The sequence below is a fragment of the Williamsia soli genome (assembly GCF_017377795.1).
GTDB classification, from domain to species: domain Bacteria; phylum Actinomycetota; class Actinomycetes; order Mycobacteriales; family Mycobacteriaceae; genus Williamsia; species Williamsia soli.
Genome location: NZ_JAFRDR010000001.1, coordinates 14,154 through 28,290 on the forward strand (window position 1 = coordinate 14,154; position 14,137 = coordinate 28,290).

Annotated in this window: 12 protein-coding genes; 8 read left to right on the forward strand and 4 right to left on the reverse strand. The window is 65.2% G+C overall.

Annotation, left to right across the window (positions count from 1 at the left end; genetic code table 11):
* Window positions 1–5: 5 nt before the first annotated feature.
* The 3 genes from J3S28_RS00085 to J3S28_RS00095 are packed head-to-tail and all read right to left on the reverse strand — an operon-like array spanning window position 6 to window position 4,242.
* Window positions 6–1,076, reverse strand: a complete 1,071-nt coding sequence (locus J3S28_RS00085) for an acyl-CoA dehydrogenase family protein (RefSeq protein ID WP_207835410.1) — start codon at window positions 1,074–1,076, stop codon at window positions 6–8.
* Entirely contained in the window at window positions 1,073–3,619 is a 2,547-nt protein-coding gene (locus J3S28_RS00090) for a putative PEP-binding protein (RefSeq protein ID WP_207835412.1), read from the reverse strand. The genes J3S28_RS00085 and J3S28_RS00090 overlap by 4 nt, the downstream gene beginning before the upstream one ends.
* On the reverse strand, window positions 3,616–4,242 hold the full coding sequence (locus J3S28_RS00095; protein WP_207835414.1) for a hypothetical protein: 627 nt from the start codon (window positions 4,240–4,242) through the stop codon (window positions 3,616–3,618). Before J3S28_RS00095 ends, J3S28_RS00090 begins: the two co-directional genes overlap by 4 nt.
* A gap of 283 nt (window positions 4,243–4,525) precedes the next feature.
* Between J3S28_RS00095 and J3S28_RS00100 the strand changes: the two genes are divergently transcribed.
* Window positions 4,526–5,959, forward strand: a complete 1,434-nt coding sequence (locus J3S28_RS00100) for an aldehyde dehydrogenase family protein (protein ID WP_207835417.1) — start codon at window positions 4,526–4,528, stop codon at window positions 5,957–5,959.
* A 30-nt stretch (window positions 5,960–5,989) separates the two neighbouring features.
* Window positions 5,990–6,478: a nuclear transport factor 2 family protein gene (locus J3S28_RS00105; RefSeq protein WP_207835418.1), complete on the forward strand. Its 489-nt coding sequence runs from the start codon at window positions 5,990–5,992 to the stop codon at window positions 6,476–6,478.
* A gap of 24 nt (window positions 6,479–6,502) precedes the next feature.
* On the opposite strand, the gene J3S28_RS00110 is transcribed toward J3S28_RS00105, so the two are convergent.
* Window positions 6,503–7,027, reverse strand: coding sequence for a VOC family protein (locus J3S28_RS00110; protein ID WP_207835431.1), 525 nt, complete (start codon window positions 7,025–7,027; stop codon window positions 6,503–6,505).
* Window positions 7,028–7,284: 257 nt separating this feature from the next.
* Between J3S28_RS00110 and J3S28_RS00115 the strand changes: the two genes are divergently transcribed.
* From J3S28_RS00115 to J3S28_RS00140, 6 genes are all read left to right on the forward strand, one after another.
* Complete coding sequence (locus J3S28_RS00115; RefSeq protein ID WP_207835433.1) at window positions 7,285–8,808, forward strand: sugar ABC transporter ATP-binding protein; 1,524 nt, start codon at window positions 7,285–7,287, stop codon at window positions 8,806–8,808.
* 29 nt (window positions 8,809–8,837) lie between these two features.
* Window positions 8,838–9,866: an ABC transporter permease gene (locus tag J3S28_RS00120; protein ID WP_207835436.1), complete on the forward strand. Its 1,029-nt coding sequence runs from the start codon at window positions 8,838–8,840 to the stop codon at window positions 9,864–9,866.
* Window positions 9,867–9,969: 103 nt separating this feature from the next.
* A complete protein-coding gene (locus tag J3S28_RS00125) occupies window positions 9,970–11,094 on the forward strand; it encodes a sugar ABC transporter substrate-binding protein (protein ID WP_207835439.1) in 1,125 nt (374 codons plus the stop codon).
* A 93-nt stretch (window positions 11,095–11,187) separates the two neighbouring features.
* Window positions 11,188–12,030 carry a sugar phosphate isomerase/epimerase family protein gene (locus J3S28_RS00130; RefSeq protein WP_307796696.1) on the forward strand — a complete coding sequence of 281 codons (843 nt, stop codon included), beginning with the start codon at window positions 11,188–11,190 and terminating at the stop codon, window positions 12,028–12,030.
* A 29-nt stretch (window positions 12,031–12,059) separates the two neighbouring features.
* The gene (locus J3S28_RS00135; protein ID WP_207835442.1) at window positions 12,060–13,028 is read left to right on the forward strand and encodes a TIGR03621 family F420-dependent LLM class oxidoreductase; all 969 of its coding nucleotides are present in this window, start codon (window positions 12,060–12,062) and stop codon (window positions 13,026–13,028) included.
* Window positions 13,025–14,098 (forward strand): zinc-dependent alcohol dehydrogenase, encoded by a 1,074-nt coding sequence (locus J3S28_RS00140; RefSeq protein ID WP_307796697.1) that lies wholly within the window; start codon window positions 13,025–13,027, stop codon window positions 14,096–14,098. Before J3S28_RS00135 ends, J3S28_RS00140 begins: the two co-directional genes overlap by 4 nt.
* Window positions 14,099–14,137: the final 39 nt, after the last annotated feature.

Here is a 14,137-nt window from a genome sequence, read left to right on the forward strand (position 1 = left end):
GGGGTTTACCAGGCGAGGGTGGCAGCGAGACGTTCGCGATGGAGCGCGGTTCCGCCGAAGAGCTGGGCGTCGGCGCGGGCACGGCGGAAGTACAGGTGGCAGTGGTGTTCCCAGGTGAACCCGATACCACCATGGAGTTGCACGGCCTCGGCGCTGACAGTCCGGTAGGCATCGCTGCACCAGGCCTGAGCGAGCGCACCTGCCTCCACGAGATCGTCGGCCTCCACCGCCCGGGTGACCGCTGATCTGCTCGCCTCGACGAGCACCAGCAGGTCGGCGAGGGTGTGCTTGACGGCCTGGAAGCTGCCGATCTCGCGACCGAACTGCCGGCGTTCTCTCACGTACTCGACCGTCCGGTCGAGACTGGCCTGTGCCCCGCCGAGCTGTTCCGCGGCGAGGACGATGCAGGCGACATCGAGTGCGGGAAGTACTGCTGCAGTGGCAGTTCCACCGGTGGTCAGACGCGACCCGGAGACGTCGGTGAGTGTGATCGCCGCCTGGGCGCGGGACAGATCCAGAGTCTCGAGCGGAACGACGGCTACACCCGGCGCTGCCGACTCGACGATGAACACATCGGGACCCTCCGGGGTTTCAGCGGTGACCACCAGCCATCGCGCACCTGCGGCGCCGAGAACGGCGGGCGCGTGACCGGTGAGGGTCAAGGAGCCGCCGTGGTCGGCCGCGGCGAACACCAGATCGTCTGGCGTCCACCACCCCTGCCGATTGAGTCCTGCGAACGCTGCGGGGGCTCCCTCGGCGATCTCGGAGAGAGCGTCGTCTGCACCGCCGGCGTTGACGAGTACCTGCCCCGCGACGACGGTCGACAGGAACGGCACGGGCAGCAGCGCGGCGCCGAGCTCCTCGGCGACCACAGCAAGTTCGGCCAATCCACCGAGTCCACCGCAGGATTCGGGGAGACCCAGCGCGCCGACGCCGATCTGTTCGGCCAAGACAGACCAGGCCATAGAATCCCAACCCGGGCCGGAGGTATCCAGCGAACGGCACAGGTCCGGGCCTCCGAGATCGGCCGCTGCAGAACGGACCGCGGCCCGCAGGTCGTCCAGTTCAGTACTCATCGACCACTTTCGAGGGTTGCGTGTGCGGCGGCAAGACGTGCGACGGGAACCCGACGCGGCGAACACGAGACGTAGTCGAGGCCGATGGAGTTGAGGAACGAGATCGACGCCGGGTCGCCGCCGTGTTCACCGCAGACCCCGAGCTTCACGCTCGGCCTGGCCTCGTGGGCCCGCTCTGCTGCCATGGCGACCAGCGCACCGACGCCGTCGGGGTCGAGGACGGCGAACGGGCTGTCGGTGAGCAACCCGTGGTCGAGATAGTGGGCAAGCATGGTCTTTTCGACGTCGTCGCGCGAGAAACCGTAGGTCAACTGGGTCAGATCATTGGTTCCGAACGACAGGAACTCCGCGTCGGCGGTCAGTGACGCGGCGAGCAGGGCGGCGCGTGGGGTCTCGACCATGCTGCCCACCAGGTAGGGCACCTTGACGCCGGTGTCCGCGGCCACGGTCGCGGCTGCGCTGTCCACCTGTGTGATGGCCTTGCTGAGTTCACCGGGAAGCGAGACCAGGGGAATCATGACCTCGAGTATCGGCGAGATCCCCTCGGCGTTGACAGTCACCCAGGCGCGGAACAGAGCTTCGGCCTGCGCCGGATACAGCCGTTGCTGGACCATCGCGAAGCGGACGCCGCGCAGGCCCAGCATCGGGTTGGATTCGTGTGTCTCCGCAGCCCTTTCGGCCTGGGCGGCATCGCGGTACTGGCCGTCGGCCGGCAAGAACTCGTGCAGCGGGGCGTCGAGTAGTCGCACGGTGATGGGGCGATTGCCGACCACGCGCAAGAGATCGGTGAAGTCCGACTGTTGCGCGGTGGTCAGGGCTGCGATGGCCTCGATCTCCTCGGCCTCGCTCTCGGCGAGAACGAGACGCTGCACCAACGGCAGCTGGTCGCCCATGAACTGATGTTCGGTGCGGCACAATCCGATTCCCTCGGCTCCGAGCCGGAATGCGGTGGCGGCGTCTTCAGCGTTGTCGGCGTTGGTGCGGATCCCGAGTTCACGGATCTCGTCGGCCCAGCCGAGCAGGATCTCGAGTTCGGGAGACGGTTCCGCAGGACGGATCGTCACGGCTCCGGTGTAGATGTCGCCGGTCCGTCCGTTGACAGAGACGACGTCGCCCTCGGACATGGTGACGCCGTTCGCGGTCACGGTGTGTGCGGTCAGGTCGATGCGCAACGAGGTGGCACCGCAGACTGCCGGCCGTCCCGCGCCGCGCGCTACGACGGCGGCGTGGGAGGCGAGGCCGCCGTTGGAGGTGACGACTGCGGTCGCGGCGAGCAAGGCGGGTACATCGGCAGGACTGGTCTCGGATGCGACGAGGATGACGTCTTTGCCCTGCGCGGCCAACTGGAGGGCGCGTTCACTCGACAGAGCGATCTCACCGATCGCGGCACCGGGAGATGCCGGCAGGCCCTGGGCGAGGAGTTGCTCGTTGCCGCTGAGCTTGAGCTGGGCATGGAGCAGGTCCTGCATGAGGTCCGGTTCGAGCATCCGTACGGCTTCACTGCGCTCGATCGAGTGGTTGTTCGCCAGATCGACGGCCAGGTTGGTGACGGCACGGGGTCCGGGATGTTCGCGGGCACCCGCGCTGAGGAGGGCGAGTTGCCGGTCGCGGACCTCGAACTCGACTTCTGCGACACCACGCAGGTGAGGTTCGAGGGTCGCAAAAATCTGATCGAGGATCGAGACACCGCCGGGGACCTGGCCGAGAGGCTCGCCGGGTCCGGGATTGGGATCGGTCCGCCGGACGCCGAGATGGAAGACGCCATGCGGCGCGTATTTCCCGGTCTCCAGGTCGCGGCTGATCGCCGACCCGTAACCCGACTCGTTCCACGACCCCAGCCGCAGAGCACGGACGTGGAGCGCGATACCGAGATCGTCGGGGAGTGACAGCGCTTTGCGGGCGCGCTGGCCGCGCGGGGAGGCCCAGCGGGCGAGCATCGCCTTCGCCGCGAGTCCGAGTTGCTCGGCCGGGTCGGCTGGGTAGGGAGCGCCTGTGGTCTCTTCGATGAGTTGCAGGAGGGCCGGGACCCGGGCGCGGCTGTCGGGGTGGTCGTCGTCGAGATCGTCGAGATCATCCACGTCGACGTCCAGTGCGCCTTCGGCGACGAAGCGCAGATTCGCGGCCCAGGAGTCATAGATGTCGCGGTCGCGGCCGATGACTTCGACCAAGGCGTCGATGTTGCGGTTCGACAAACCGATGACCGAGATCGCGGGCGGCAGGGCGGACACCGGAACCGGTGCGCTGCAGCGGAGGTGCATCAGCATCGGACGCCGCTCGGTACGGGTGGCAGGCCAGATCCCGCGGACGGCGAGCTTCTCCACCAGGTCGATGGCGATGTTCGCGGTCTCCCGATTCTCGAGGCCGCTGCCGGATCCGATCGGAACGGTCAGGCCCGGGACCACCGGGAGGCCGAGTGCGACCAGGTTGTCCATCTCGACGCCGTGAACTCCGAGCACATCGGCGCCGAGTCCACGGGCGCGCCCCTGTCCGTAGGGGACCGCTGCGCGAGTGAAAGAGTGAACAGAGTTGTCGGACAGAGTCATTCCGCGCTGCCAGTGACGAGCTTCTCTTCGAGGGCTTCGTCTTCGGCGCGCGTCACGCCCAGCATCATCAGCACGTGCTGGTGCAGCCACATCCAGACGGTGTGGTAGCCGTCCGTCAGCGGCGAGGTGAGGGATGCGGTGTCGCCGCTGTCGAAACGCTCGAGGGCGAGCGCGAGCTGATCCCGGTAGCCGAGGAGGGCTGAGGATTGCTTACCTGCCCGCCGGAGCATCTTCGACACGTCGGTGTGGATGTCGTCGAGCTGGTCGCGGATCCGGGCGTCGTATTGCGCGTCCGAGTGATCGTTGACAGAGCCGTCCGGCCGGCACTGCCACGCGGTGCACAGCTCACGCAGGCGTCGGTTGACAGGAAGGAACGCGTGCAGGAAATCGTTGACGACTTTCTCTTCGTCGCTGCCCTCCGGCAATCGGACGAGTGCGCCGGCCGCGCTGATCCCGGCGGGGGTCGGCATCACCATCGGGCCCTTGGCGACCGCGTCCCCGGCGTCGATCACCATCTGCAGCTCGGGTGAGACCGGGCCGCGGAACATCCCTTTGACCACGAGACCGACCAGTTCGCTCGATGCGGTGGCCGATGTGGACGTGTTGATCGCGAGGTCGTTCATGGTGCTCCTCGAATGGTTCTCGGGTCCCCGGGATCGGGGAGTGCGTCGGAGGTGACTGATGCACCACCTCGGCCGGGACTGTGACGGTGCTCATAACCTACCCAAATAGTAGTGGATGTCAAGAAAGAGCCGCAAACTATGTACAGAATTATCCTCAGCCAGTTACTTGACAGTGCCTCCTCAAAGTCGGATACGCTACATGTGACGACGACCACTCGGCTGAGCTGAGGTGACGTCATGGGCATACCCCGACCAGACGACAGACAACAGTGAGGCGCGGGCAATGGAAGACCGGAACGAGCTCTACATCGGCGGTAAGTGGGTTCCCTCCGCAGGTGACGCCACGATCGACGTCCTGGAGGCCGCCACCGGAGAGCTGATGGCCCGCGTCCCGGCGGGCACCGAGAGCGACGTCGACGACGCGGTCGCCGCGGCCAGAGCTGCGTTCGGTGAATGGTCGCAGTCCGCCGTCGCCGATCGGATCACCGTGCTGCGGCGGATCGCCGACGGTCTTCTCGAACGGGAGACCGAACTCGCCGAGATGATGGCCCGCGAAGTGGGCACACCGATCGCTCGTTCGCGCACGGTCCAGGTGGGGTTGGGAGTGACCATCTTCCGGTCGATGGCCGACATCCTGGAGACCACTCCCCTGGAGGAGCGGCGAGGGAACTCACTGATCCTCAAGGTCGGAGTGGGTGTGGTCGGTGCGATCACGCCCTGGAACTACCCGCTCTATCAACTCGCCGCGAAGGTCGCGCCGGCGATTGCCGCAGGATGCACGACCGTGGTCAAACCGAGCAGCGTGGCGCCCCTCGCGGCGTTCGTCGTCGCTGAGATCGCCGAAGAGGCCGGGTTGCCGCCGGGGGTCCTCAACATCGTGACCGGCGCGGGTGGCCGGGTCGGCGAGCGTCTCGCGGGTCATCCCGACGTCGATCTCGTCAGTCTCACCGGATCGACCTCTGCCGGCGCGAGAGTCGGCCAGGTAGCTGCAGCGGGCATCAAGAAAGTAACCCTCGAGCTCGGCGGTAAGTCGGCGTTCATCGTTGCGCCGGACGCCGACGTGGATGCGGCGGTCACAGCCGCCGTACGAGGTTGTTACGTCAACAACGGACAGACCTGCGCCGCCACCACGCGGTTGCTGGTACCGGTCGGCAGGCTCGAGCAGGTCGAGGCCAAGCTGGTCGAACTCGTGGGGGGCCAGCGCGTCGGTGATCCATTGGACGAGGCGATCGACATCGGACCGATGGCGTCTCGTGAGCAACAGCAGACGGTCCTCGACATGCTCTCGGAAGTCCCCGCCGACGCAGTCTTCCTGGTCGGCGGGCCGGGTGAGGTCAGTGATCTCGACGAACGGCTCCGGTCAGGTTTCTTCGTCCGTCCGACGGTCGTGAGCCGCGTCGACAACAACTCGGCCATCGCCCGCGACGAGGTGTTCGGGCCGGTGCTCACAGTTCTCACCTACGACGACATCGACGAGGCGATCGACATCGCCAACGACTCAGACTACGGACTCTCCGGCGGCGTCTTCGCGGCCGATGACGACGGCGCGATCGCGATCGCGCGCCGACTGCGGACCGGTCAGGTGTCGATCAACGGCGGCCGGTTCAATGCGATGGCGCCCTTCGGTGGCATGAAGAAGTCGGGAATCGGCCGTGAACTCGGCCCGGACGGTTTGGACGAGTACTTCGAGAAGATCTCCCTTCAACTACCCGCCTGACCCGCCCCACAACGACGAAAGCGATCCGACATGGCCACGGAAGCAGAACTGAACACCGCGCACAGGGAGATCACCAACCTGATGTCGCGCTTCTCGCGCGGTATCGACCTGCGGGACTGGGACATGTACCGGTCGGTGTTCACCGACGAGATCGAGATCGACTACACCAGCTATCGGGCCGGCAACGGCGGGATCTTCCGCGCCGAGGACTGGGTGCAACGCGGGCGGATGCTGTTCCCGGGGCTGACGGCGTCACAGCACTTCCTGTCGAATCTGCACATCACGGTCGAGGGTGATCGCGGCACGGTGATCTCGTATGTCCGCGCCGAACACGTACTCCCGAACACGGCAGGTGACGCGATGTTCACCATCGGCGGGTACTACACCGATTCCGTTGTGCACTCGGATGGTGAGTGGAAGATCTGCAAGAAGCAGCTGACCGTGCTGTGGAACTCCGGCAACCCTGCGGTCCTGACCATGGCGCGCGAACGCGCGGCAGCACTGCTCGCGGACGCCTGAGGCTCCGGCGCTCATTCGGAGCGTCTACATATCGCGGACCGGGTCGCGGCCGTCCCAGTCGACGGCCGCGTCCGCGACCGTGCGGTAGAGCGCGAGGATCGTCGGGCGCGGTTCGTATATCTCCACCAGGTGTCCGAGTTGTGCACGGGCATCGTGGAAGGCGAAATTGTTGCCGTTCGGGGTGGTTGCGGTCAGCACGGCCGGCCACCCGTTGGCGGTGAACTGGCGCTGCTGGTCGTCGAACGATGACACCATGATCGCGACGTGATGAATCTGGTTGCGTGACAACGTTGTCTGCGCGAACACTGCCGGCTCCGCGCTGTGTACCTCGACCAGTTCGACTTGGATGTGTCCCCACTGTCCGTACGCGGAGGAGTGATCGAAGGAGCCCTCGGCCCCGTCCGGACCGAGTGCTGACGTGACCGGGTTGCGTCGCACGAAGAACGGCCCGGCACCGGTCCGGGACGCGAAGTCATGAGCCGCGGTCCGCACGTCATCGACGATGTAGGCGATCTGGACGACCGCGCCAGGGGAATACTCGGTCTCCATCGCAGCCCTCTCTGCTCGGGCGAGCGCTCGTCTGGGCGTTCGCTAACTTTTTGACGACTATAGATAGATCGGGCCGGCTTCGAATCTGGATTGCTGGGAACCGGAGCCTGCGGTGGACGCTTTGGCGGTAAGTGTGCACGTGAGAGGCAATTATAACGAGTTTGCCGGATCGCTGGACTTATCCATGTACATAGTTCAGTATGACGTAGGTAACAAAACAATGGTTCAAGTAACTCACCTCACGTAGGTAGGCCTTCATGACAGACGCGCTCAGTATCAGCGGTCTTTCCAAGACTTTCGGCGGTCAGCGAGCACTCAATGATGTGACTCTCGTCCTCGCACCCGGTGAAATTCGCGGTTTGGTCGGACAGAACGGATGCGGAAAATCCACACTCATCAAAGTTCTTGCCGGATACCATGATCCGGACGACGGAGCAAAGATCGTCGTCGCAGGTAGCGAACTGAACCTCGGTGTCCCCGGGAGTGGAGAAGCAGCCGGGCTGCGCTTCGTACATCAGGAGCTGGGGCTGGTGGAAAGCCTCGACGTCGTCGACAACCTGGCTCTCGGACACGGCTACCAGACCAGGTCCATCGGCACGATCGACTTCAAGGCCGAACGCGCGCAGGCCAAGGCGGCCCTCGCCGAACTGGGCTTCGACATCGATCTCAAGAAGCTCGCGTCCGCACTGAGCATGAGCGAACGAACGATGCTTGCGATCGCCCGCGCCGTACAGGATCGGTCGGGCGCGACGAACATCCTGGTTCTCGACGAGCCGACCGCGAACCTACCTGCAGCCGAGGCTGTTCGGCTCTTCGACCTGGTTCGCAGGATCCGGGACCGCGGAGTGGCGGTGCTCTTCGTCTCGCATCACCTGGGCGAGGTCTTCTCGCTGTGCGACAGCGTGACGGTCATGCGCGACGGCAACATCGTCACCACCCGCAGCCTGGAAGGGCTCGACGAGCCGGGACTCGTGGAACTCATGATCGGCCGCCGAGTCGAAGAGTTCCTCGCCGAACCCGACGAGACGACCGACACCGCGGGAGATCCTGTCCTCGAGGTGCGTGGGTTCTCCTGCGGTGCCGTGAAAGACTTCGACTTCTCGATCCGATCGGGCGAGGTGCTCGGGATCGCCGGGATCACCGGGTCGGGCCGCGAGCAGATCGTGCCCGCACTCTTCGGTGCCGAGACCAGAGGTGGCACTGTTGTTGTCGACGGCAAGACGGTGGAGGACGGACGTCCCGACCTCGCGATGGCAGCGGGGGTGGGTTGTGTGCCGGCCGAGCGGCTGAGCAACGCCGCCTTCGCCACCGCCTCCCTTCGTGAGAACGTCTCGGTCGCCGACCCCTGGGCTTACACCAAAGGTGGCATGCTGCGGATCAAGCGTGAGAAGTCCGACGTCGCAACATGGCTCGAGAAGCTCGGAGTGCGGCCCTCCGGCAACACCGAACGCCATCTCGGCACCCTCAGTGGTGGCAACCAGCAGAAGGTGGTGCTGGCCCGATGGCTGCGCCGCAAACCTCGCGTACTCCTGCTCGACGAGCCCACCCAGGGTGTCGACATCGGCGCGAAGGCCGACATCCACACGCTGGTCGACGACGCCGCACAATCCGGGGCCGCAGTGCTGGTGGTCTCCACCGATCACGGCGAACTCACCCGCCTCTGCGATCGCGTGATCGTGCTGTCGGCCGGCTGCGTGGTCGACGATCTCTCCCGCCCTCGGATCGACCCCGACCGGTTGACCGCCTCGACTCTCAAGAAGCCAGCTCGCGCCGAGGCCTGAGCCCCCGTGCTATGTGCGAAAGGAACACCATGACAACACAATCGACCGACGCCGCGGCGACAGCCCCGAAGGGCCCGCCCCCGGGCGGCGGAGACTTCCTCCCGGAGAAGACCAAGGGACGCAAGATCAACCTCGGTCTCGACCGTTTCAGCGGACTGTACGTATGGGTCGCCATCATCGTGCTGTTCGCCATCTGGATTCCCGACCTGTTCCTGACCGAGGGCAACTTCCGCATCATCGCGGGCGATCAGGCCATCACCGCGATGCTGGCGATCGGCCTGATCGTGCCGCTCGCGGCAGGAGTCTTCGACCTCTCGATCGCGGGGGTGATGGGGTTCTCCGTGGCGATGGTGTCGTACCAACTCTCGCAGGGAATCGCAGCACCGATCGCGATCCTCAGCACCCTGCTGTGTGGCGCTCTCATCGGTGCGGTGAACGGCTTCGTGGTGGTCAAGCTCAACGTCGACTCGTTCATCGCAACCCTTGGTATGTCCAGCATCCTGCTGGCAGGTACCTATTTCGTGACAGACGGTAAGCAGATCACCGAAGGCTTCACCGACGGATTCCTGGACATGGGTAGCAAGCCGTTCCTGGGACTGCCCCTTCCGTTCTTCTACATGATCGCCGTCGCGGCGGTGATGTACGTGGTGCTGGAGAAGACACCCCTGGGCCGCTACCTCTACGCGACCGGCGGAAACCGCCAGGCAGCACGGCTCGCCGGTCTCCGGGTCGAGCGAATCATGTTCGGCGCCTTGGTCACATCGGCCACTGTTGCTGCGCTGACGGGTGTGATCTTGGCTGCGAAGCTGGGTACCGCAGCACCCGACATCGGGCCCTCCTATCTGCTCCCGGCGTTCTCGGCGGTCTTCCTGGGTTCGACGCAGATCCGCGCCGGCCGGGTGAACGTCCTCGGAACGCTCATCGCGATCTACCTGCTGGCCACCGGTGTCAAGGGTCTGCAGCTCGCCGGGGCTCCGAGTTACGTCAACGACCTCTTCAACGGCCTGGCGCTGATCATCGCCGTCGCACTCGCCGCACGCACCGCTCGACGCGTGTGAGCATCTCCACGATCAACGACCATTCCCTCTGTGACCCCTTCCAGCTCAAGCATCTACTTCAGTCAATGGCTCTGCAGAGAGCCAACACCCGAGAGGAATCCCAGTGAAGACAACCCGATGGACAAAGGCGTTCGTCGCCGTGGTCGCCGCGAGTCTGTTCGCGACAGCGTGTAGCAGCTCTGACGATGGGGGCACCGGCCAAGCGGCCGACGTGTCCGGTGCGCAGGCGGTGGCAGACCAGTACGAGGCGGCACCGACGAATCTCGTTCTCGACACGCCGTTGAGCAAGGCTCCCGCAGCGGGCAAGTATGTCATCAGTATCGAGACACCCCAACCGATCTCGAGCGCCAAGGACGATGCGATCCAGCAAGCGGCCGACTTGCTGGGCTGGCGCTATCAGCGCATTCTGATGGGAACCGACGCCGAAGCGGCCCCGAAGGCCATGGATCAGGCCATCGCACTGAAGCCGGACGCCATCCACTTCTCGGGCACACCCGTGTCGATGCTGGCGAAGCAGATCGAATCGGCCAAGAACGCCGGCATCGTCGTGATCGCCGACAGTGTTGGTGACGAACCCATTCCGGGTGTCATCTCCACGTCACTCGACGGCACCGCTCAGGTCCAGGAGTGGGGCAAGATGGTCGCCAGCCAGGTCGTGGCCGAGAGCGAAGGCGACGCCAACGTCGCGGTCTTCTCCATCACCGACTACCCGATCCTGAATGTGTTCACCGACGCGTTCACCGCGCAGATGAAGGCGCAGTGCCCGGATTGCAAGGTGGATCTGGTCAATCAGCAGGTGACCGATCTGGGCACCAAGACCCCGCAAAGCGTGGTCAGTACCCTGCAGCGCGATCCGTCCATCAACTACGCGGTCTTCTCCTTCGGAGACCTCGTGCTCGGTGTGGACGCCGCCCTGCGCGGTGCCGGACTGCAGGACCAGGTGACCTTCGCGGGTCAGACCCCCACCCCGGACAACCTGAAGTCGCTCAAAGACGGGGACAACAGCGTCTGGGTCGGGTTCCCGGTACAGATCCTGGGGTGGCGCGTGCTGGACATGCTCGCCCGCGAGTTCAACGGTGACGACCTGAAGCCTGCCGACGACGCATTCCTGCCTACCCAGTTGCTCAACAAGGACAACATCGAGGCAGCGGTGCTGGACCCGGAAACCGGCTTCTACGTGGGTGTCGAGGACTACCAAGACCAGTTCAAGGCCCTGTGGCTCAAGTAAGCGAGACCGGATGAGATGACACTGCCCGGGCCGCGCGTGACCGCCCGGGCAGTGTTGTCTTTCCTGGAGAGAACCGATGAAACCGGAGCAAGAGTGAAAGACAACCGAGCACAACGCATCATGTCCCTCTCGCACCTGTCCTCGATAGGTGTATCCCCGCCGCGGTTCATCGACAATGCCGCACACGGCGGATTCGACGCGGTCGGGCTACGGGTGGCGCAGACACCGCAGGACCGCGGATTTCAGCTGCCTGCGGGTTCGGCTCTTCTGCGTGACACGAAGATCGCTCTGTCGGACAACGGGATGCGGGTGCTCGACGTCGAGGTGGTCAAACTGCACCCCGGCAGCTCCCGGTCTGATTGGTTGCCGGTCCTCGAGGCAGGAGCCGAGCTCGACGCGAGCTACCTACTGGTCACCGTCCTCGACGACGACTACCCCCGGGCCACCGACAACTTCGCCGACCTGGCAGAGCTGTCGCGGGAGTACGGACTCCGAACCTGCCTGGAGCCCATGGTTTTCTCGTCGGTCCGAGACATGACTGCCGCCGCGGAGTTCGTGATGGATGCCCGGAACTCGGATGCGGGACTCCTCGTCGACGCACTGCACTTCTCGCGTGCGGGGTCCCAGTGGTCCGAACTCGACGTGATCGCACCAGAGCTGCTGCCGTATTGCCAACTCTGCGACGCTCCCACCGCCGAACCTGCCGCCGATCACAACGCGGCGATCACGGAGGCCCGGACCGATCGCCTCGCGCCGGGATCGGGGGTATTGCCACTGGTGGAGCTGTTGCAGAGGCTCCCGGCTACCGCCGCGGTCAGTGTGGAGGCGCCTTCTGCGCGGTCTGTCACCGACCCGCGCGGGTGGACCGCCGACCTCGGCCGAGCAGCACGTCAGGTCTTGGAGCAGGTTGTGCGAACTCCGAGCCCGGCCTCGTGAAAACCGACGAAAAATGAGAAACTGTAGTCATGACTAAGAAACCCTTCAGGTTCGCTGCCCAGGTGTATCGGGCAAACACCGGACAGGAATGGCGCGACGTCGCGCACAGGGTCGAAGACATGGGCTATTCGGCCTTGCATGTGTCCGATCACTACATCGGGCCGGGTGCCGCACTCGACCCGACCGGGCACCGCCCGGTGACGATGGCGCCCATCACGAGCATGGCCGTCGCCGCCGAGGTCACCGACACGCTGAAGATCGGCTGCCGCATGTTCTGCACCAGCTACCACGAACCGGTGGTGTTGGCGAAAGAGGCTGCGACGCTGTCGATGTTCGCACCAGACCGGATCGAGATCGGGCTCGGCGCAGGGTGGCTCGGCTCCGAATACGACGCGATGGGCATTGACTTCCCGTCGGCGGGTCTGCGCGTGGACCGGCTCGAGGAAACCGTCGAGCTGATCACCCAGTACCTCGCCGGAAACGAGATCAAGGTCGACGGGACGTTCGTGAAGGCGCACAGCTTCTTGCCACTGCCGGTCCCCGAGATCACACCCCCGATCATGATCGGAGGTGGAGCGCGGCGGGTCCTGACGCTGGCAGGCAGAACCGCCGACATCGTGAGCATCAACTTCAACAACCGGTCGGGTGTGCTCGGCTCCGACAGCGTGCTCACCTCGACCGTCGACGAGACCCACAGGAAGCTGGGCTGGGTACGCGGCGGGGCGGGAGATCGAATGGCCGACGTCGAACTCGAGACGGGCGCCTACTTCGTCGCCATCGAGGGTCAGACCGATGTCACCGAGGAGGCGTTGATCGAGCGCACGGGCTTCTCACGCGCCGAGCTCCGGGCCTTCCCGCACGCGCTCGTCGGCTCGGTCGACGACATCTGTGATCAGCTCGAACAACGTCGTGAAGAGTTCGGATTCTCGTACTTTACGATTGGTGATCGGGCTTACGAACAATTTGCGCCCATCGTCGAGCGCATGACCGGGAAGTGACGGCAGCCATGGATTCCGAGACCACGGGGACAACTGTCGAGAACAAGTTCGTCCACATGATCGCCCCAGAAGTCGCCGAGACCGTTGTCGAGGCCGAACCGGTACCGGCGCCGGATGGTGTCATCGTCGACATCGGGTTCTGCGGTATCTGTGCCACCGACACCCACGGATACGCCTCTGCGGCGTTGCCGCCTGCGGTATTCGGACACGAGTGGATGGGCACTGTCGCCGCGGTGGGCGACGATGTCACGACACTGCAGGTAGGCCAGCGAGTGATCGCCGGGGTCGGACCTGCGTGCGGTGTCTGCGCACAGTGCCGTGCCGGTCACGCGCCCAACTGCGACCTCGCCTTCGCCGAAGCCAACGGCATCACCGACGATGCGCCGACCCACGGCGGTTTCGCGACAAAGCTGAAAGTTTCTGCGCGACGGGCAATTCCGGTACTCGATGAGCTGTCCGATGAGGAAGCGGCGTTGATGGAACCGGCCACGGTGACGTTCCACGCGGTCCGGCGAGCGCAGATGCGGTTCGGGTCGACCGTCGTGGTCCAGGGCGCAGGACCGATCGGCCTGCTCACCGCACAACACGCTCGCACCGGTGGTGCGGGCAGACTCATCATCAGCGAACCGTCGGCTCCGCGCCGGGCGGCAGCGACCGCGCTCGGCTTCACCGACGTGGTCGAGCCTGCCGACCTTCCGGCGTTGCTCGCCAAGGCCACGAACGGCCTCGGCGCGGACGTACTCTTCGAATGCACCGGCGTCGCGGCGCTGCTGCAGCCCTCGGCCGAACTGGTCAGGCGCGGCGGAACCCTCGCGCTACTCGGGTACCCGGGCACCGATTCATCCGTGAGTTATGGGGATTGGCAGAGCCGGGAGCTGACCGTCATAGGATCGCTCGCGTACTCCCACGAAGACTTCGCGGCCACCATGCGGCTGATCGCGGACGGACGTATCGACGTGAAGTCGCTGCACACCGGCACGATTGGGCTGGGCGATCTGGTGGCGATGTTCCGAGAGCTCGATTCGGGTACCAGCGAACACGCCAAGGTCCTGGTCGACCCGACCAGGTAGTCCGTGCCTGCGGTCGGGCAGGCACCGTCGACCGTGCCT